This window comes from Streptomyces sp. NPDC059398 (assembly GCF_042751845.1).
Taxonomy (GTDB): Bacteria; Actinomycetota; Actinomycetes; order Streptomycetales; family Streptomycetaceae; genus Streptomyces.
In genome coordinates, this window is record NZ_JBHYWP010000100.1 from 11,666 (window position 1) to 31,462 (window position 19,797).

The window sequence follows — 19,797 nt, forward strand, 5'->3', positions numbered from 1 at the left end:
CCCAGGTCAGCAGGGTGCGGGCCACGGCCGTACGGACGGCAGGGAGCGGGGAGTCCGGCTCAGCTCGGGCTGTCCTCGCCGCCGAGGTGGTGCACCCGGACCATGTTGGTGGTGCCGGGGACGCCGGGGGGCGAGCCCGCGGTGATGATCATGCGGTCGCCGTCGCTGTAGCGCTTGAGCTTCAGCAGCTCGGCGTCGACCAGGTCGACCATCGCGTCCGTGTTGTCCACGTGCGGGACCACGTACGACTCGACGCCCCAGCTCAGCGCGAGCTGGCTGCGGGTCGCCTCGTCCGTGGTGAAGGCCAGGATCGGCTGGCAGGTGCGGTAGCGGGAGAGGCGGCGGGCCGTGTCGCCGGACTGGGTGAAGGCCACCAGCGCCTTCGCGTCCAGGAAGTCCGCGATCTCACAGGCCGCGCGGGCCACCGAACCGCCCTGGGTACGCGGCTTCTTGCCGGGCACCAGCGGCTGGAGGCCCTTGGAGAGCAGCTCCTCCTCGGCGGCGACCACGATCTTCGACATCGTCTTGACGGTCTCGACCGGGTACGCGCCCACGCTCGACTCGGCGGAGAGCATGACCGCGTCGGCGCCGTCCAGGATGGCGTTGGCGACATCGGACGCCTCGGCACGCGTCGGGCGCGAGTTGGTGATCATCGACTCCATCATCTGGGTCGCGACGATCACCGGCTTGGCGTTGCGGCGGCAGAGCTCGATGAGGCGCTTCTGCACCATCGGGACCTTTTCGAGCGGGTACTCGACGGCCAGGTCACCACGGGCCACCATGACACCGTCGAAGGCCGCGACGACGCCCTCCATGTGGGCGACGGCCTGCGGCTTCTCGACCTTGGCGATGACGGGGACCCGGCGGCCCTCCTCGTCCATGATCTTGTGTACGTCGATGACGTCGCCGGCGTCGCGCACGAAGGAGAGCGCGACCAGGTCGCAGCCCATCCGCAGCGCGAACCGCAGATCGTCGATGTCCTTCTCGGACAGGGCCGGCACGTTCACCGCGGCGCCGGGCAGGTTGATGCCCTTGTGGTCCGAGATGACACCGCCCTCGATGACGATGGTCCTGACCTCGGAGCCCTCGACCTCGACGACCTTGAGCTCGACGTTCCCGTCGTTGATCAGGATCGGGTCGCCCTTGGCGACATCGCTGGGCAGCCCCTTGTAAGTGGTGCCGCAGATGGTCTTGTCACCCGGGACGTCCTCGGCGGTGATGGTGAACTCGTCACCGCGCACCAGCTCGACGGGGCCCTCGGCGAAGGTCTCCAGGCGGATCTTGGGGCCCTGGAGGTCGGCGAGCACGCCCACGGCGCGGCCGGTGTCCTGGGAAGCCTTGCGGACGCGGTGGTACCGCTCCTCGTGCTCCGCGTGGGACCCGTGGCTCATATTCAGACGGGCCACATTCATACCGGCCTCGATGAGCGTTTTCAGCTGCTCATAGGAGTCGACGGCTGGGCCCAGTGTGCAGACGATTTTGGAACGGCGCATGAGGCGGATCCTATCGGTTTGTTTCGCAACGGAATATTCCGTCTGGCGGAAAGTACAAATGGGCGGTACGGCGCTCAGGTGTCATTCATTGACCAAGGCGTATACCTGCTGCGCGATTTCACGTTCTTCATCCGTCGGAACCACGGCCACGGCCACCCGGGACCCCTCCGGAGAAATCAGCCGGGCCTTGTCGGAACGTACGGCATTGCGCTCGCCGTCGACCGCGAGACCCAGCCCCTCCAGGCCCGCGACGGCCGCCGCGCGCACCGGAGCCGAGTTCTCGCCGACCCCCGCCGTGAACGTCACCGCGTCCACCCGGCCGAGTACCGCGGTATAGGCCCCGATGTACTTCTTCAGCCGCTGTATGTAGATATCGAAGGCCAGCTGCGCCCGCTGATCGCCCTCGCCGGTCCTGCGGATGATTTCCCGCATGTCATTGTCCCCGCAGAGCCCGACCAGACCGCTCTTCTTGTTGAGCAGTACGTCGATCTCGTCGACGGACATTCCGGCCACCCGGGTCAGGTGGAAGATCACGGCGGGATCGATGTCACCGGAGCGCGTCCCCATCACCAGGCCCTCCAGCGGCGTCAGCCCCATCGAGGTGTCCACACAGACCCCGCCCGCCACCGCGGACGCCGATGCCCCGTTGCCGAGGTGCAGCACGATGACGTTGACCTCTTCGGGGGTCCGGCCGAGGAGCGTGGCGGTCCTGCGCGAGACATACGCGTGCGAGGTGCCGTGGAAGCCGTACCTGCGGATGCGGTGCGCGTCGGCGGTCTCCACGTCGATGGCGTACCGGGCCGCGTACTCCGGCATCGTCGTGTGGAACGCGGTGTCGAAGACGGCCACTTGGGGCAGGTCGGGGCGGAGCTCGCGGGCGGTGCGGATGCCGGTGATGTTGGCGGGGTTGTGCAGCGGGGCGACCGGCACCAGACGTTCGATCTCCTGGAGCACCGAGTCGTCCACGACGGTCGGAGCCGTGAACCGCAGCCCGCCGTGCACCACCCGGTGGCCGATGGCCGCCAGCTCCGGCGAGTCCAGGCCGAGACCGTCGGCGTCCAGCTCGGCGGCGACGGCCTTCAGTGCGGCGGAGTGGTCGGCGATGTGCCCGCTCTGCTCACGGGTGGAGCCGCCGTCCGCGAGCAGGGTGTGCACACAGCGCGACGACGCCTCGCCGATCCGCTCGACCAGGCCCGTCGCCAGCTTGCTGCCGTACGCCATGTCGAGCAGCTGGTACTTCAGCGACGAGGAGCCGGAGTTGAGTACGAGAACACGGGTGGCGGTCATACGGATTCCTCCTGGGCGCGGCTCCGGTCCACGCCCTGGGCCTGGATCGCGGTGATCGCGACGGTGTTGACGATGTCCTCGACGAGCGCGCCCCGCGACAGGTCGTTGACCGGCTTGCGCAGCCCTTGGAGCACCGGTCCCACGGCCACGGCGCCGGCCGAGCGCTGCACGGCCTTATAGGTGTTGTTGCCGGTATTGAGATCGGGAAAGACCAGCACGCTGGCCCGGCCCGCGACCGCGGAGCCGGGCAGTTTGGTGGCCGCCACCGACGGGTCGACCGCCGCGTCGTACTGGATGGGCCCCTCGATCAGCAGATCGGGCCTGGCCGCCCGGACCAGCTCGGTGGCCCGCCGCACCTTGTCGACGTCCGCGCCCGAACCCGATGTGCCGGTCGAGTACGAGAGCATCGCGATACGCGGCTCCACCCCGAACTGGGCGGCGGTCGCGGCGGCCTGGACCGCGATGTCCGCGAGCTGCCGGTCGTCCGGGTCCGGGTTGACCGCGCAGTCGCCGTACACGAGCACCCGGTCGGCGAGGCACATGAAGAACACCGAGGAGACGATGGACGCGTCCGGCTTGGTCTTGATGATCTCGAAGGCCGGCCGGATGGTCGCCGCCGTCGAGTGCACCGCGCCCGAGACCATGCCGTCGGCCAGGCCCTCCTGGACCATCAGCGTGCCGAAGTACGACGGGTCCGCGACCACGTCGTAGGCCAGCTCCACGGTGACCCCCTTGTGCGCGCGGAGCTTCGCGTACACCTCGGCGAACCGTTGGCGCAGCGCGGAGGCGACCGGGTCGGTGACATCGGCCCGCGACAGGTCGATGCCCAGGTCGGCCGCCTTCCTGCGGACGGTCTCCGGATCGCCGAGCAGCGTCAGCTCGCAGACCCCGCGGCGCAGCAGGATGTCGGCGGCGCGCAGCACCCGCTCCTCGGTGCCCTCGGGCAGCACCACCCGGCGGCGGTCGGCCCGCGCGGTCTCCAGCAGCTCGTGCTCGAACATCATCGGGGTGACCCGGCCGCTGCGGGCCACCGAGAGCCGGCCGAGGAGTTCAGCCGCGTCCACATGGCGCTCGAACAGGCCGAGCGCGGTCTCCGCCTTGCGCGGGGTCGCCGCGTCCATCCGGCCCTCCAGGGCGAACAGCTCACCCGCGGTGGGGAACGACCCGCCCGCCACCGCGACCACCGGGGTGCCCGGGGCCAGCCGGCCGGCCAGTCTGAGGATCTCCTCGCCCGGACGCTCGTCCAGAGTCAGCAGCACCCCGGCGATCGGCGGGGTGCCCGCGCTGTGCGCGGCGAGCGAGCCGACCACCAGGTCCGAACGGTCCCCGGGGGTGACGACCAGACAGCCGGGCGTCAGCGCGTTCAGGAAGTTCGGCAGCATGGCCCCGCCGAACACGAAGTCCAGCGCGTCCCTGGCCAGCCCCGCCTCGTCGCCGAGCAGCACCGTGCCGCCCAGCGCATGGCTGATCTGGGCGACCGTCGGCGCGGCGAGCGCCGGCTCGTCGGGCAGCACCGAGCACGGCACCGGAAGCTGCGCCGCGAGCTGTCCGGCCAGCTCGGCGCGGTCGCCGGGGGCCACCCGGTTCACCGCCATGGTGATGACGTCGCAGCCCAGCGCCTCGTACGCGCGGTAGGCGTTACGGGTCTCGGAGCGCACGGACTCGGGCGTCTGGCCCTTGCCGCCGACGACCGTGATCACCGAGGCGCCGAACTCGTTCGCCAGCCGGGCGTTGAGCGCCAGCTCGTCAGGGAGCTGGGTGGCGGCGAAGTCGGTGCCGAGTACCAGCACCACCTCGTACCCGCGCGCCACCTCGTGGAAGCGGCCCACCAGCTGCGAGACCAGCTCGTCGGTGCCCTGTTCGGCCTGGAGGGCGGATGCCTCGTGGTAGTCCATGCCGTACACCGACGCCGGGTCCTGGCTCAGCCGGTAGCGGGACCGCAGCAGCTCGAACATCCGGTCGGGCCCGTCGTGCACCAGCGGCCGGAAGATCCCGACCCGGTCCACCTGGCGGGTGAGGAGCTCCATGACCCCCAGCTCGACGACCTGGCGGCCGTCGCCGCGATCGATCCCGGTCACGTACACGCTGCGCGTCACGCGTGCTCTCCGTCCTCTGCCTCGTCGTCCCTGCGTACCCGTTGTCCCTGCGTACTGCTGCGGCGGACCGGTCCGGGGCCCGTCACGTTTCTGCGGGCCGATACCGGGCCCGTCACACTGCGGTGGGCCGGTCCGGACCCGTCACGCTGCGGCGGGCCGTCCCGGTCCTGCCCCGGCCTGCGGGGCCGGGCCCCTGGGGGCGCCCGTGACGGCCCGGCGCGCCCTCTTGACAGTACCCTCGGGGCTGGCTAAGCCGCCTGTCCACGGCTGTGTACGGGACGGAAGGGCCGTCACGGGAGACCCCCGGCGAGCGGTCGTGGAACAATCGGCACGGTTCGCAGGCCCCACCAGGAGCATCCGCAGGCCCCACTAGGAGCAGGAGAATCAGCACGATGCGCATCGGAGTCCTCACCGCGGGCGGCGACTGCCCCGGCCTCAATGCCGTCATCCGCTCGGTCGTGCACCGTGCCGTGGCCGGGCACAACGACGAAGTGATCGGCTTCGAGGACGGCTTCAAGGGCCTGCTCGACGGCCACTACCGCCCCCTCGACCTCAACGCCGTCAGCGGCATCCTGGCCCGTGGCGGCACCATCCTCGGCTCCGCCCGCCTGGAGCGCGACCGGCTGCGCGAGGCCGCCGAGAACTGCGCCGAGCTGACCGAGCGGTACGGCATCGACGCGCTCATCCCGATCGGCGGCGAGGGCACCCTCACGGCGGCCCGGATGCTCTCCGACGCCGGGATGCCGGTGGTGGGCGTCCCCAAGACCATCGACAACGACATCTCGGGCACCGACCGCACCTTCGGCTTCGACACGGCCGTCGGGGTCGCCACCGAGGCGATCGACCGGCTGAAGACCACCGCCGAGTCGCACCAGCGCGTGATGGTCGTCGAGGTCATGGGCCGGCACGCGGGCTGGATCGCCCTGGAGTCCGGTATGGCGGGCGGCGCCCACGGCATCTGCCTGCCCGAGCGTCGCTTCGAGGTCGACGACCTGGTCAAGATGGTCGAGGAGCGTTTCGCCCGCAGGAAGCGGTTCGCCGTGATCTGCGTCGCCGAGGGCGCCCACCCCGCCGAGGGCTCCATGCCGTACGAGAAGGGCGTCATCGACCAGTTCGGCCACGAGCGCTTCGCCGGCATCGGTACCCGTCTCGCCGTCGAGCTGGAGACCCGGCTCGGCAAGGAGGCCAGGCCCGTCATCCTCGGGCACGTCCAGCGCGGCGGCACCCCCACCGCGTACGACAGGGTCCTGGCGACGCGCTTCGGCTGGCACGCGGTGGAAGCGGTGCACCGCGGTGACTTCGGCAATATGACGGCGCTGCGCGGCACGGACATCGGCATGGTGCCGCTGGCGGACGCGGTGACCCATCTGAAGACGGTCGACGAGAGCCGGATGTACGAGGCGGAGTCGGTCTTCTAGGCCGGGCCCGTCTCGTACTGGCCCCTCTCGTCCCGGCCCGTCTCGTACAGGCCCCTGGAGCCACGCAGCATGCGGTGCCTGCAATCCGGTGCCTGCACTCCGGGCCTGCACCCCGCCCGGGGTCCGCACCCACATCCTTCGCACCGGGCGGGGCCGTCTCAGCCCCCGGCGAGCTCCCAGAACCGCACCACGATCGAGTCCAGGAACGCCCGCCCCGCGTCGCCCGCGCCGGCCTCCTCGGTCGACCCCCAGTTGAGCGTCGTCACCATCAGCGCCTGGTAGTCGGAGTGCAGCCGCTCAAGAACTCGCTCAAGATCGGGGCGGGACAGCGGTACGAGCTTGGCCGTGGCCCGTACGTGGGCCTGCCAGCGGGTCGTCGCCGCGCTGGTCAGAATCCCGGCCAGCTCCCCGTCACGCCCCGTCGCCGTGAGGAAGGCCGCCGGGCTCAGCGAGAGGGCCTCCGCCAGCGCCGCCGACTGACGCTCGTTGCCCCGCCACCGGCCGGACTCCTCGGCCTTGCGATAGCTCGCGGGGTCCATACCGACCCGCCGGGCCAGGTCGTCCGGCGCTATGCCCCGGGCCAGCCGGTGCTCGCGCAGGCTGACGGCCTCGACCAGCAGGTCACCCGGAGAGCACCACAACACCCCGGCGAGCGCCGTCAGTTCACGTGCGGACGGCGCCTGGAGCCCGCGCTCCCAGGCGGCGACCACATCCGGGGTGACGAGAAGCCCGTACTGGGCCCGCAGCCCATAGGCGACGTGGCCGGGCGCCATGCCCAGCGCCTCACGGAGGCGGCGTGCGGCGGGGGCGTCGAAGGGCGGGGTCTGGTGCACGGGCACACGGTAAGGGCAAGGGTGGTCCCGCGAATACGGTTTGTTCACACAGTCTCGGTATGTGGAGAAACGTACGGGGACGACGATGATTCTGGCCCTACGGTTCGGCTATGCCGTCGCCCCCACTGTCCCGTAGGGGGCCACAGCCTCACGGACCCGGTCGGCGGGACAGCCCGGGGGTCAACCTCAACCCCGCATGCGCGGGGACCACCTTCACGATGTTGCTGACCAGCCAGTTCACCGCGGGGCCAACCCCGCATGCGCGGGGACCACAAGTACGGCATGGTCACGCGCCGCCGCGGTACGGGGCCAACCCCGCATGCGCGGGGACCACAGGCCCCGACCTGCAGTTTCATGCAGGCAGGTACCCGTTTTTACTTACTTCTGGAGATTCCGACATAGCGACCCTTCTTCGCTTCTCGGGAATCCAGCGAAGCTCCTCCCGGCCCGCTACCTGCATCCCAGCCCCCTTCTCGCCTCTTCCTGAAGTGGTGTCGATGCCAGCCGCCTGCCTCTCGTCCCCCGGACATCACCAGCCCATCACGCTCAGCCGACCCCATAGATCCCGCGCCCCGTGAAGACCAACCCCGCAACAGGTCTTCGCGCGGGCTTGAACCCACGCGATCCCGGTGCGGAAGTCTTCGGTTCAGGGCCGGGAGAGGGTGTGAGGCATGAAGGCGTGAGAAGTAGCGTACTCAGTCGTCTTCCGCCCCGCGGTGTCGGACAGCGACTGTGCGCGAAAGTCTGGTATCCGTCTTCGGATCGGGTCAACATCCTTCCCCGGCGGGGAGGTTGGCGACCGGCCTATCCGCCCCCGAAGAGCCCCCGCCCCTACGGCCGGCTCACCCACCGGTACTGCAGCTCCGGCCGTCCGATCTGACCGTACTGGGGGCGGCGTACCGCCCGGCCCGTCGTGACCAGGTGTTCCAGGTAGCGGCGTGCGGTGATGCGGGAGATGCCGACCGCGTCGGCCGTCGTGGTGGCCGTCGTTCCCTCCGGTGCCGCTCGCAGGGTGCGGGTCACCGCCTCCAGGGTCGGGGCGCTCAACCCCTTGGGGAGTGCGGCCGGTTCGGCGGTGCGCAGGGTGGCGAGGGCGCGGTCCACCTCCTCCTGGCCGCTCGCCTCGCCCGCCGCGGCGCCCCGGAAGTCCGCGTACCGGACCAGGCGGTCGCGGAGGGTGGCGAAGGTGAACGGCTTCAGTACGTACTGCACCACCCCGAGCGAGACCCCCTCCCGTACGACGGCCAGATCGCGGGCCGATGTCACGGCGATGACGTCGGCGGTGTGGCCCCCGGCGCGCAGCGAACGGACCAGTTGGAGGCCGTGGCCGTCCGGCAGATGAAGATCGAGCAGTAGCAGCTCGACCGGGGCGCGGTCCAGGATCCGTACCGCCTCCGCCCTGGAGTGGGCCTTTCCGGTCACCGAGAAGCCGGGCACCCGGCCCACGTACAGCTCGTGCGCGTCCGCCGCGACCGGGTCGTCCTCGACCACCAGCACCCTGATCACGCCGGGGTCACCTCCTGTCGGACCGGCAGCCGTACGACGAACTCCGGGCCCGCCGCCGTGACCGTACCCCCACCGCGGCCGACGGTCTGCCGCACCAGGGCCAGGCCCAGGCCGCGGCCGGTGCTCTTCGTCGACCAGCCGAGCCGGAAGACGTCGTCGCCCGGGGCGACGCCGGGGCCGGTGTCGCGTACCCGGATCAGCAGCTCGCCACCGGCCGCGCGCACGGTCACGGTGACCCGGGCGCCGTCGCTGCCCTGCGCGGCGTCGACCGCGTTGTCGATGAGGTTGCCGAGGATCGTGACCAGGTCGCGGGCGGGCAGCAGCCCCTCCTCCAGGACGCTGTCGTCGGCCAGGACCAGTTCCACCCCGCGCTCGTTGGCCTGCGCCGCCTTGCCGAGCAGCAGCGCCGCGAGCACCGGTTCGTCGACGGCGCCCACCACCCGGTCGGTGAGGGTCTGCGCCAGTTCCAGCTCGCCGGTCGCGAACTCCACGGCCTCCGCGGCCCGCCCCAGCTCGATCAGTGAGACGACCGTGTGCAGCCGGTTGGCGGCCTCGTGGGCCTGCGCGCGCAGCGCCTGGCTGAAGCCGCGCTCCGAGTCCAGCTCGCCCGAGAGCGCCTGGAGTTCGGTGCGGTCGCGCAGGGTGACGACCGTCCCGCGGTGTTCGCCCGACGACACCGGGCGGCTGTTGACGACCACGACCCGGTCGGCGGTCAGATGCACCTCGTCCACCCGGGGCCCGTCGGCGAGCAGCAGCCCGGTGAGCGGGGCCGGCAGCCCGAGGTCGGCGGCGCCACGCCCCACCACGTCGTCGCCGAGCCCCAGCAGCTCACGGCCGCCGTCGTTGATGAGCGCGATACGGCGGCCGCTGTCCAGCATCAGCAGCCCCTCCCGTACGGCGTGCAGGGTGGCCTGGTGGTAGTCGTGCATCCGGCTCAGCTCGGCCGGGTTCATCCCGTGCGTGTGCCGGCGCAGCCGTGCGTTGATGACGTACGTGCCGATGCCGCCCAGCGCGAGGGCGACCCCCGCGAACCAGAGCAGGACACTCACCTGCGCCTGGAGCTGCGCGTCGATCCGGTCCACGGTGATGCCCGCGCTGACCAGACCGGTGACCTCGGAGTGGGCGCCGCCACCGGCCCTGACCGGGGTGACGACCCGGGCGGACGGGCCGAGCGTGCCGGTGTACGTCTCGGCGTACGTCCTGCCGTGCAGCGCCTCAGCGGTGTGGCCCAGGTAGTGCTCACCGATCCTGGCCGGGTCGGGATGCGTCCAGCGGATGCCGTGGACGTTCATGATCGTCACGAAGGCCACCCCGGTGGAGCGGCGCACCTGCTCGGCGTACGGCTGGAGCACCGCAGACGGGTCGTCGGAGACGGTCGCCCGGCGCACGGAGGGGGAGAGCGCCACGGCGGTGGCGGCGGCGGTGGCCTGACGCCGGGCGGCGGCCTGCGCCTGCCGCTGGTCCGACACATAGCTGAACACCGCGCATCCGGCCACGATCACCGCGACCAGCACGACCTGCATCGCGAAGAGCTGGCCGGCCAGGCTGCGGGGCCGCGGGGCGCGTATGTGCATGGCCGACAGTCTGCCCGCTGCGAATTGTGTGAACGAAATGCACGCAAGGGTGACCGCGGTCACAGGCTGATGGAGAGTCTCGGAGATCCACCGGATGGTCAGGGAAGTGGATCGAAGGCGGTCCGGACGTGGATCGGACGTGGTCCGGACGTGGGTCGGACGTGGTCCGGGCGTGGTCCGGACGTGTACGAGGAGGCCGGCGTGTCCGCAAAGAAGCGGGACCGTACGCATTATCTGTATCTCGCGGTGATCGCCGCGGTGGTGCTCGGCATCGTGGTCGGCTTCGCCGCCCCCGGAGTCGCCGTCGAACTCAAGCCCCTGGGCACCGGGTTCGTCAATCTCATCAAGATGATGATCTCGCCGATCATCTTCTGCACGATCGTGCTGGGGGTCGGCTCGGTCCGCAAGGCGGCCAAGGTCGGTGCGGTCGGCGGGCTCGCGCTGGGCTACTTCCTGGTGATGTCGACGGTGGCGCTGGCCATCGGCCTCGTCGTCGGGAACGTCCTTGAGCCCGGCTCCGGGCTGCATCTCACCGAGGCGGTACGGCACGCGGGGGCCGCACAGGCCAGTGGCGCGGGCGACTCCACCACGGACTTCCTGCTCGGGATCATCCCGACGACCATGGTCTCCGCCTTCACCGAGGGCCAGGTCCTGCAGACGCTGCTGATCGCGCTGCTCACCGGGTTCGCGCTCCAGGCGATCGGCCCGGCGGGCCGGCCGGTGCTGCGCGGTATCGAGCACATCCAGCGGCTGGTGTTCCGCATCCTCGCCATGATCATGTGGGCGGCCCCGGTGGGTGCGTTCGGTGCAATGGCCGCCGTCGTCGGCGAGACTGGTGTGGACGCGCTGAAGTCGCTGGCCGTCATCATGATCGGCTTCTATCTGACCTGTGCGCTCTTCGTCTTCGTCGTGCTCGGTGCGCTGCTGCGGCTGATCGCGGGCATGAACATCTTCCTGCTGCTGAAGTACCTGGGCCGCGAGTTCCTGCTGATCCTCTCGACGTCCTCGTCCGAGTCGGCGCTGGCACGGCTGATCGCGAAGATGGAGCACCTGGGCGTGAGCAGGCCGGTCGCCGGGATCACGGTCCCGACCGGTTACTCCTTCAACCTCGACGGCACCGCCATCTATCTGACGATGTCGGCGCTCTTCGTCGCCAACGCTATGGACAAGCCGCTGAGCGGCGGCGAGCAGATCTCACTCCTGCTGTTCATGATCGTCGCGTCCAAGGGCGCCGCCGGTGTCACCGGAGCGGGCCTCGCCACGCTCGCCGGTGGCCTCCAGTCGCACCGCCCCGATCTGGTCGACGGCGTCGGCCTGATCGTGGGTATCGACCGCTTCATGAGTGAGGCGCGGGCGATGACCAACTTCGCCGGGAACGCCGTGGCGACGGTCCTGGTGGGCACCTGGACGAAGGAGATCGACAAGGCGCGGGCGGCGGAGGTGCTCTCCGGGCGGCTGCCGTTCGACGAGGCGACGCTGATGGACGACCGGCCGGAGGGTGCGGGCAGCGGCGCCGATGACGGTGCCGATGGCGATGCAGGCGCCGACGGTGGCCGGGACGGCGGCGGCGAGGGATCCGCGGAGCCGCAGGAGGTGCCCGTGCCGGTGTCCCGGGGCGGCACGGGGACGGCGGAGAGCGGCAAGGAGACGGCGCCCAGGTCCTGACAGCCACCTGACACCCACCGGACGGGCGGGAAAATCCCGGCCGCGGCGCCACCGCCGCCGGGCAGCCCGCCCCGTGGTCGTCGACGACACCGACCGCCTCCAGATACGCGTAGACGATGGTGGTGCCGACGAAGGTGAAACCGCGCCGCTTGAGGTCCTTGCTGATCCGGTCGGACAGCTCGGTGCTGGTGGGCAGCGGGTCCCCGGGCCCCGGCCGGCTGACGACCGGCTGCCCGCCGGTCCACTGCCAGAGATACGTGTCGAACGAGCCGAACTCCTTCTGTACGGCGAGGAAGGCGCGGGCGTTCTTCACCAGTGAGGCGACCTTCAGCCGGTTCCGTACGATGCCCGGATCGCCGAGCAGCTCCGCCAGCCGGTCCTCGTCGTACTCGGCGATCCGCACCGGGTCGAACCCGTCAAGGAGTCTTCGGTAGTTGTCCCGTTTGTTGAGCACGGTCGACCAGGAGAGCCCGGCCTGGGCGCCCTCAAGTACGAGGAACTCGAAGAGATAGCGGTCGTCGTGCGAAGGGCGGCCCCACTCCTCGTCGTGGTAGGCGGCCATCAGCTCGGAGCCGTCCGCCCAGGCGCAGCGGTGCTCGGTGTGCTTCATGGGGATTCCCTGGGGTGCGCGGTCGGGACACGGGTGGGTCGGGTAAGGGTCCGGCGGGATATGGGTGGGGCCGGACAAGGGTCCGGGGTACGGGTGGGGCCGGGTCGGGGGTGGGTCACGTCGGGTCGCGGAGTGCGGAGCAGGCGGTCGGTTCACATGCTGCCACCGGCCACTGACAACGGCCCCGATTCCGACCCCGTACCGCCCTCCGCACCCCCACTGAACCGGTACGACGCGCCGCCCACAGCCGCACCGCCCGGCGCGCGTGCCGATAGTGACGCGTAGTGCCCACTGCGCGTGCCGATATGACGCGCAGTGCCCACACTGGAAGGGACGGACAGGCCGGGCCAGAAGGCCGACGCCCCGGCCTCACCGTCCCGGCACCACTGCTCCGGCCCCGCTCCATACGCTCCACCTCGCGGAAGGCAAGGAAGGTCCCATGACATCCACGCCCACGTCCCCCCGCGCCATGCAGGTCGCCGAGCCCGGCGGCCCCTTCACGCTTGTACGCACCGAACTTCCGGAACCCGGACCTGGCCACGTCAGGATCGCGGTGGAGGCGTGCGGAATCTGCCACTCCGACGCGATGATCACCGGCGGGATGCTGCCGGGAGTGACGTTCCCGGTGACCACCGGCCATGAGATCGCGGGCCGTATCGACGCGCTGGGCGCGGGCGTGGAGGGCTGGGAGGCCGGGGCCCGGGTCGCCGTCGGCTGGTACGGCGGCAGCTGCGGATACTGCGAGGCGTGCCGGGGCGGCGACGCCGTCAACTGCCCGCGGCTGGAGATCCCCGGGGCGGCCTACCCCGGCGGGTACGCCGACACGGTCGTCGTGCCCGCGGTCGCGCTGGCCCGAGTCCCCGACGAACTGACCTCGGTCGAGGCCGCGCCGCTGGCCTGCGCGGGCGTCACGGTCTTCAACGCGCTGCGGCGCAGCGCGACCCGCCCGGGTGACCTGGTCGCGATCCTGGGGATCGGCGGACTGGGCCATCTCGGTGTGCAGTTCGCGGCGAAGATGGGCTTCCGTGCGGTGGCCATCGCCCGCGGCGCGGAGAAGGCGAAGCTCGCACACGGCCTCGGGGCCAGGCACTACATCGACAGCACGGCCGAGGACGTATCGGAGGCCCTGCAGAACCTGGGCGGCGCGAAGGTCGTCCTCGCCACGGTCACCCACGGCCCGGCCATGACGGAGACCTTCGACGGTCTGGGGCGGCGCGGTGAACTCATCGTGGTCGGAGCCACCCCCGACGAAATGACCTTCACCGGCATGCAGTTCATCACCGACACGAAGAAGGTCTACGGCCACGCATCGGGCACCGCCGTGGACACCGAGGACACTCTGCGCTTCGCCGCACAGACCGGCGTCCGCTCCTGGACCGAGGAAGCGCCGCTGGAGGAGGCGGACGAGGCGTTCGCCCGCATGCTGTCGGGCACGGCACGCTTCCGGATGGTCCTCACGACCGGCCGCTGACGCCGGCTCGGCTCCCGTCCCCCCGCTCCAGCGCGGCCCCCACCACCTCGGCCGCCCGGGACGCCGGTACCCCCGCCGTCATCAGCAGGGTGCTGGCCGCCGCCGCGCCGCCCTCCGCGGCCGGGAGGGCCCCCTCGTTGACGGCCTCCATCAGGCCGAACAGGGCCTGCTCGTGGACGTACGCCAGGGCCGCCGCGGTCAGGGGTGAGGTGAACGCGCCCTCGTCCAGGCCGTGTTGGATCAGCGCCGTGCAGGTCTCGCGCACCGGGGTGAGGCGCTGTTTGATGCCCGCCATCGTGACGCTGCGCTGGGCCAGTGCGACCAGTAGGCGGTAACGGTCGGCGATCTCCCAGACGGCGAGGGTCGCGCTGGCCAGTGCCTCGGCCGGGTCGCCGATACCCGCGCGGCCGGTGGCGTGAGCCTCGATCACGGCGGCTGTCGCGTTGTCGACGAGCGCGGCGATCAGGGCCTCGCGGCTGGGGAAGTGGCCGTAGACCGTGCGGCGTACGACACCGGCCGCGCGGGCGATCTGGTCCATCGAGGCGTCCGGGTCGCGCAGCAGCTCGGTGAGGGCCACGTCCAGGATGCGGCGGCGGTTGGCGTCTGCTCGTCCGGAGGTCACCGGCCCATTTTGCACTGCCCCGGGAAGCGCGTTAAATTGCACAGCAGTGTGTAATTGCACAAGCTTGTGCAACTGGGTGTACCCAGGTGTCGCCCAGGTGTGTACGCGGAGACGTACGCGGAGATGTGCGCGCGGGTGCGTACGGAGTGGGAGTGGTGGAACGTCATGAATCTCGTGGTGAGGCAGCCGGTCGCGGAGGGCGAAGGCCCCTACCGGCGCCGCTGGTGGGCGCTGCTGGTCCTCTGTCTGAGTCTGCTGATCATCGTGATGGCGAACACCGCCCTGACGGTGGCGGCCCCCGACATGACACGGGACCTGGGGCTCAGCAGCGCCGACCTCCAGTGGGTCATCGACGGCTACACCGTCCCGTACGCGGCGCTGATGCTGCTGCTCGGGGCCATCGGCGACAAGTACAGCAGGCGTGGCGCGCTCGTGCTGGGTCTGGTCGTCTTCGGCGGGGGAGCGGTCGCCGGATCGCTGGTCGGCAGCGCGACGGGTGTCATCGCGGCCCGTGCCGTCATGGGGGTCGGCGCGGCGATGATCATGCCCGCCACCCTGTCGCTGCTCGCCGCGAGCTTCCCGCGCGCCGAGCGGGCCAAGGCGATCGTCCTGTGGACGGCCACCGCCGGGCTGGCCATCGCCGCGGGACCGCTGGTCGCGGGGGCGCTGCTCAGGCACCACGGCTGGGCCTCGACCTTCCTGATCAATGTGCCGATCGCGGTGCTCGCCATCATCGGCGCCTTCGTCCTCGTACCGCCGTCGAAGGCCGGCCACCGGAACCGGATCGACTATGTGGGCGGGCTGCTCTCGGTGGTCTCCGTCGGCGCCCTCGTCTACATGATCATCGAGGGGCCGCACTTCGGCTGGGGGGTCAAGGCCGTCACCGCCGCCGTCGTGGCGGGCGCCGGTTTCGTGGCGTTCGTGCTCTGGGAGCTGCGGCACCCGCACCCGGTGCTCGACGTCCGGCGCTATCTCGACCGGGGGTTCGCCGGGTCGAATCTCGCCGTCGCCCTCTTCTTCCTGGCCGTGTTCGGCGCCTTCTACTACCTGACCCAGCACCTCCAGTTCGTCCTCGGCTTCGACGCCTTCGAGACCGGCGTACGGATGTTGCCGCTGGCCGGCGCCGTCTTCGTGGGCTCGGCCCTGACCGGGCTCCTGACCCCCCGGCTGGGGATGCGCGTCACGGTCACCGCGGGCATGGTCGGCGGCACCGCGTCGCTGGCGCTGCTCACCCGCATCGACGCGGGCTCGGGGTACGGGGCGTTCGTCCTGCCGCTGGTCCTGCTCGGGCTGGCCATCGGCCTCGCCCTCTCGCCGTGCACCGACGCCATCATGGGCGCGTTCCCGGAGTCCGAACTCGGCGTCGGCGGCGCGGTCAACGACACCTCGATCGAGCTGGGCGGATCGCTGGGCATCGCGATTCTCGGCTCCGTGCTCTCCGGCGCGTACTCCTCGCACCTCGCGGACGCGGCCGGCGGCAAGCTGCCCGCCGCCGCGCTGGACACCGCCCAGGACTCGGTGGGCGCCGGACTCGCGGTGGCCCGGAAGGCCGCTGCGACGGCGGGCCCCGAGCAGGGACGGGCCCTGGCGGACGCGGTGCACGGCGCCTTCGCGCAGGCGGTCGCCCACACCAGCCTGGTCGGCGCGGTGATCCTCGGGGTGGGCACGGTGCTGGTCGCCGTCCTGATCCCGGGCCGCACCCGCCGTACGGAACCGGACGCGGCGCCCGCGGAGGAGCCGGTGACCACCTCGGTCTGAGGATGCCGCCCGGCATCCCCGGGATCCCCGCGGGCCTGCCCGCTCCGCCGCCCGGCATCCCCGGGGGCCTGCCCGCTCCGCCGCCCGGCATCCCCGGGGGCCCGCCCGCTCCGCCGCCCTTGCCCTGACGCCGACGTCAAGGATTACCTTCGGGGCATGCGAATCGGCGAGCTGGCGGAGCGGGCCGGTACCACCACCCGTGCTCTGCGCTACTACGAGTCCCGGGAACTGCTGCCCGCCCGGCGGGCGGTGAACGGCTACCGGACCTACGACGAGGACGATCTGCGGCTGCTCCAGCAGATCAGGACCCTCCAGGACTTCGGCTTCGAACTGGAGGAGACCAGGCCGTTCGTCGAGTGCCTGCGCGCCGGGCACCCGGCGGGCGACGCCTGCCCCGCCTCGCTCGCCGTGTACCGGCGCAAGCTCTCCGAGCTGGACGCGCTGATCGCCCAGCTCCAGGGCGTCCGCGCCCGGGTGGGCGCGGAACTGGCCCGCGCCGAGGCGGAGTTGCCGGGCGGCCCGGAGCCGCGCTGCGAACTGTCCGGCGAGGGCGGATGGGACGAGGACGGGTGGCACAGCGATCGGGACACCGGTCGTGACAACGAACGTGAAAACGAAGGGGAGGGACACCGGAGATGATCCACGCAGAGGGCGTCGGCACCGTGACCGACGCCGACTTCGGCACCGAGGTGCTCGCGGCCGGACTGCCGGTCCTGGTCGAGTTCACCGCCGACTGGTGCGGCCCGTGCCGCCAGCTCGCACCGGTGCTGAGCGCCGTGGCCGCCGAGGAGGCCGGACGCCTCAAGGTCGTACAGCTCGACGTCGACAGCAATCCGGATGTGATGATCCGGTACGGAGTGCTGTCGATGCCGACCCTGATGGTCTTCCGCGACGGGGAGCCGGTGAAGTCGATGGTCGGCGCCCGCCCGAAGCGGCGGCTGCTCCAGGAACTCGCGGACGTGCTCTGACCCGGAACCGGTGCCGGGCGCCGTGGCGCGACCCGTACCGGATACGGAAAAGACCGCACAAAAATACCCCGGGCGAATTGGCGTCCGGGGTATTGCGGCGCGTACAGTGGGAGCTTCTTGTCTTTGCGGTTTCTGTTAATCCGAGCAAGCCAAGAAGAAGTCTTATAACGGCACCGTATCGCGTCAGGAGCTGCATTGTCAACCGAGGAATTGCAGAACGAGCAGCAATTCGTCTCACGGCTCTACGAGCGGCTGGACGCGCTCAGGGAGCGTGCCGAGGCCGCCGTCCAGCGCTCCTTCGCCCAGGTGGGGAAGGGACTTCAGGCGCGGGTCGAGCGCGATGTACTGGTCGCCGAGCGGTCCGGGCTGCTCAGTGCGCTGAATTCGGTGGAATCCGGACTCTGCTTCGGCCGTATTGATTTCACCGATGGATCCCGCTATCACATCGGCCGCATCGGAATCCGCGAGGAGGCCGACGAGAACAACGAACGCACCCCCCTGGTGATCGACTGGCGCGCGCGCATCGCGCGGCCTTTCTACCTCGCCACCGGGCATTCCCCGATGGGGCTGCGCCGCCGCCGGCACCTCACCACCGACGGCCGGACCGTCACCGCGCTCCACGACGAGATCCTCGATCTCACCGACACCGAGCGCACCGGGCACGAGGGGTCCGACGCCGACGCGGTCCTCCTCGCGGCCCTGGACTCCGCGCGCACCGGCCGGATGCACGACATCGTGCAGACCATCCAGGCCGAACAGGACGAGATCATCCGGGCCCCGCACCACGGGGTCCTCGTGGTCGAGGGCGGCCCCGGCACCGGCAAGACCGCGGTCGCGCTGCACCGCGCCGCGTACCTCCTCTACGCGCACCGCGACCAGCTCGCCCGCCGTGCCGTCCTCGTGGTCGGCCCCAACCCGGCCTTCCTCGGCTACATCGGTGAGGTGCTGCCCTCGCTCGGTGAGACGGGCGTGCTGCTCGCCACCCCGGCCGAGCTGTTCCCCGGAGTGACCGCCACCGGCACGGACACCCCGGCCGCCGCCGCGGTCAAGGGGCGTACGGAGATGGCGGACGCGCTGGCCGCCTTCGTACGGGATCTCCAGCGCACGCCCGAGCCCGGCGAGCCCCTGGTGATCCCGCACGACGACGGCGATCTGCTGCTCGACTGGACCATCGCCGACGCCGCCCGCGAGCGGGCCCGCTCGACGCTGCTGCCGCACAATCTGGCGCGTCCGCACTTCGCGTTCCGGATCATCGACGACCTGACCGCGCAGCTGGCCGACCGGCTCGGCGCCGATCCCTACGGCGGGCCCAACTTCCTGGGCCCCGACGATCTCGCCCAGCTCGGCAAGGCCATCGCCGCCAGCCCCGAAGTACACGCGGCCATCGAGGAGTTGTGGCCCGTCCTCACCCCGCAGCAGGTGGTCGCCGACTACCTCACCGACCCGGTGCACCTACCGGAGGCCGACGCGGACACCATCCGCCGCAAGGGCGGCGACTGGACGGCGGCCGACGTCCCGCTGCTCGACGAGGCCGCCGAACTGCTCGGCGATGACGACTCCGCGGTACGCGCGGCGGCCGAGGCGGCCCGCCAGGAGCAGGTGGCGTTCGCCCAGGGCGTCCTCGATCTGTCGCTGGGCTCCGAGTCCTTCGAGTTCGAGGACGAGGAGTCCGAACTGCTCGCGGCGCACGACATCATCGACGCCGAGCGGATGGCCGAACGCCACGAGGAGGCCGACCACCGCAGCGCGGCCGAACGCGCGGCGGCCGACCGCACCTGGGCCTTCGGGCACATCATCGTGGACGAGGCGCAGGAGCTGTCGCCGATGGTGTGGCGGCTGCTGATGCGGCGCTCCCCGACCCGCTCGATGACGCTGGTCGGCGATCCGGCGCAGACCGCCGAGCCGGGCGGTGTGGGCGACTGGGCGACGATGCTCGCCCCGTACGTCGACGACCGCTACGAGCAGGTGCGCCTCGGCATCAACTACCGCACCCCCGCCGAGATCATGGAGGTCGCCGCAGCGGTCCCGGGCGCGGCCGACCCGTCGTTCCGGCCGCCGCGCTCCATCCGCTCCACCGGGGTACGGCCCTGGGTGCGGGCCACCACTGACCTGCCCCGCGCCGTGGCCGACGCGGTGGCGGACGAGCGTCATGACGAGCGCAGGCTCGCGGTGATCGCCCCGGCCGGACTCCACCGCGAACTGGCCGCCGTACTCCCGGAGGTCGAAGGCGGCGAGCCGGATCTGCACCGGCCCGTCGTCCTGCTGGATCCCAGGCAGGCGAAGGGCCTTGAGTTCGACACGGTGATCGTGGCCGAGCCCGGCCTGATCCTGTCCGGCTCGCCGCGCGGCACGAGCGATCTGTACGTGGCGCTGACCCGGGCCACCCAGCGGGCCGGCATCGTGCACACCGACGGGACGCTGCCGGAGTGCCTCAGCGGTGCGGCGGACCCCCGCCCGTGACACCGGGGAGGTGCGGTGGCGTGGACTTCACGCCAC

At 71.3% G+C, this 19,797-nt stretch carries 14 protein-coding genes and 1 pseudogene; 7 read left to right on the forward strand and 8 right to left on the reverse strand.

Annotated elements, in window-relative coordinates; translation table 11 throughout:
- Positions 1 to 59: 59 nt before the first annotated feature.
- From pyk to pta, 3 genes are all read right to left on the reverse strand, one after another.
- Positions 60 to 1,493, reverse strand: coding sequence for a pyruvate kinase (pyk, locus tag ACFXBC_RS28380; protein ID WP_385030485.1), 1,434 nt, complete (start codon positions 1,491 to 1,493; stop codon positions 60 to 62).
- Positions 1,494 to 1,574: 81 nt separating this feature from the next.
- Positions 1,575 to 2,780, reverse strand: coding sequence for an acetate kinase (locus ACFXBC_RS28385; protein ID WP_385030488.1), 1,206 nt, complete (start codon positions 2,778 to 2,780; stop codon positions 1,575 to 1,577).
- Positions 2,777 to 4,876 (reverse strand): phosphate acetyltransferase, encoded by a 2,100-nt coding sequence (pta, locus tag ACFXBC_RS28390; protein WP_385030491.1) that lies wholly within the window; start codon positions 4,874 to 4,876, stop codon positions 2,777 to 2,779. The genes ACFXBC_RS28385 and pta overlap by 4 nt, the downstream gene beginning before the upstream one ends.
- A gap of 392 nt (positions 4,877 to 5,268) precedes the next feature.
- Here pta and ACFXBC_RS28395 point away from each other — a divergent pair, with 392 nt between their 5' ends.
- The gene (locus tag ACFXBC_RS28395; protein WP_385030494.1) at positions 5,269 to 6,294 is read left to right on the forward strand and encodes an ATP-dependent 6-phosphofructokinase; all 1,026 of its coding nucleotides are present in this window, start codon (positions 5,269 to 5,271) and stop codon (positions 6,292 to 6,294) included.
- Positions 6,295 to 6,452: 158 nt separating this feature from the next.
- Here ACFXBC_RS28395 and ACFXBC_RS28400 read toward each other — a convergent pair whose 3' ends face one another.
- The 3 genes from ACFXBC_RS28400 to ACFXBC_RS28410 form a co-directional block, all read right to left on the reverse strand.
- Positions 6,453 to 7,127, reverse strand: coding sequence for a helix-turn-helix domain-containing protein (locus tag ACFXBC_RS28400; RefSeq protein ID WP_385030497.1), 675 nt, complete (start codon positions 7,125 to 7,127; stop codon positions 6,453 to 6,455).
- A gap of 831 nt (positions 7,128 to 7,958) precedes the next feature.
- Positions 7,959 to 8,633 (reverse strand): response regulator, encoded by a 675-nt coding sequence (locus ACFXBC_RS28405; RefSeq protein WP_385030500.1) that lies wholly within the window; start codon positions 8,631 to 8,633, stop codon positions 7,959 to 7,961.
- The gene (locus ACFXBC_RS28410) at positions 8,630 to 10,207 is read right to left on the reverse strand and encodes an ATP-binding protein (protein WP_385030503.1); all 1,578 of its coding nucleotides are present in this window, start codon (positions 10,205 to 10,207) and stop codon (positions 8,630 to 8,632) included. Before ACFXBC_RS28410 ends, ACFXBC_RS28405 begins: the two co-directional genes overlap by 4 nt.
- Positions 10,208 to 10,408: 201 nt before the next feature.
- Between ACFXBC_RS28410 and ACFXBC_RS28415 the strand changes: the two genes are divergently transcribed.
- Positions 10,409 to 11,872 carry a cation:dicarboxylate symporter family transporter gene (locus ACFXBC_RS28415; protein ID WP_385030506.1) on the forward strand — a complete coding sequence of 488 codons (1,464 nt, stop codon included), beginning with the start codon at positions 10,409 to 10,411 and terminating at the stop codon, positions 11,870 to 11,872.
- Between the two features lie 118 nt (positions 11,873 to 11,990).
- Here ACFXBC_RS28415 and ACFXBC_RS28420 read toward each other — a convergent pair.
- Positions 11,991 to 12,482: pseudogene (locus ACFXBC_RS28420) on the reverse strand (DNA-3-methyladenine glycosylase I); the annotation flags it as partial.
- A gap of 439 nt (positions 12,483 to 12,921) precedes the next feature.
- On the opposite strand from ACFXBC_RS28420, the gene ACFXBC_RS28425 reads away from it, so the two are divergent.
- Positions 12,922 to 13,953 (forward strand): alcohol dehydrogenase catalytic domain-containing protein, encoded by a 1,032-nt coding sequence (locus ACFXBC_RS28425; RefSeq protein ID WP_385030509.1) that lies wholly within the window; start codon positions 12,922 to 12,924, stop codon positions 13,951 to 13,953.
- Here the strand turns inward: ACFXBC_RS28425 and ACFXBC_RS28430 are convergent.
- The gene (locus ACFXBC_RS28430; protein ID WP_385030512.1) at positions 13,937 to 14,575 is read right to left on the reverse strand and encodes a TetR/AcrR family transcriptional regulator; all 639 of its coding nucleotides are present in this window, start codon (positions 14,573 to 14,575) and stop codon (positions 13,937 to 13,939) included. The two genes, ACFXBC_RS28425 and ACFXBC_RS28430, sit on opposite strands and share 17 nt — an antisense overlap.
- Before the next feature lie 165 nt (positions 14,576 to 14,740).
- Between ACFXBC_RS28430 and ACFXBC_RS28435 the strand changes: the two genes are divergently transcribed.
- The 4 genes from ACFXBC_RS28435 (at position 14,741) to ACFXBC_RS28450 (ending at position 19,761) form a co-directional block, all read left to right on the forward strand.
- A complete protein-coding gene (locus ACFXBC_RS28435) occupies positions 14,741 to 16,333 on the forward strand; it encodes an MFS transporter (protein ID WP_385030526.1) in 1,593 nt (530 codons plus the stop codon).
- Between the two features lie 156 nt (positions 16,334 to 16,489).
- Positions 16,490 to 16,972, forward strand: coding sequence for a MerR family transcriptional regulator (locus tag ACFXBC_RS28440; protein ID WP_385030514.1), 483 nt, complete (start codon positions 16,490 to 16,492; stop codon positions 16,970 to 16,972).
- Positions 16,969 to 17,301, forward strand: coding sequence for a thioredoxin (trxA, locus tag ACFXBC_RS28445; protein WP_385030517.1), 333 nt, complete (start codon positions 16,969 to 16,971; stop codon positions 17,299 to 17,301). The genes ACFXBC_RS28440 and trxA overlap by 4 nt, the downstream gene beginning before the upstream one ends.
- Before the next feature lie 195 nt (positions 17,302 to 17,496).
- A complete protein-coding gene (locus ACFXBC_RS28450) occupies positions 17,497 to 19,761 on the forward strand; it encodes a HelD family protein (protein WP_385030520.1) in 2,265 nt (754 codons plus the stop codon).
- Positions 19,762 to 19,797: the final 36 nt, after the last annotated feature.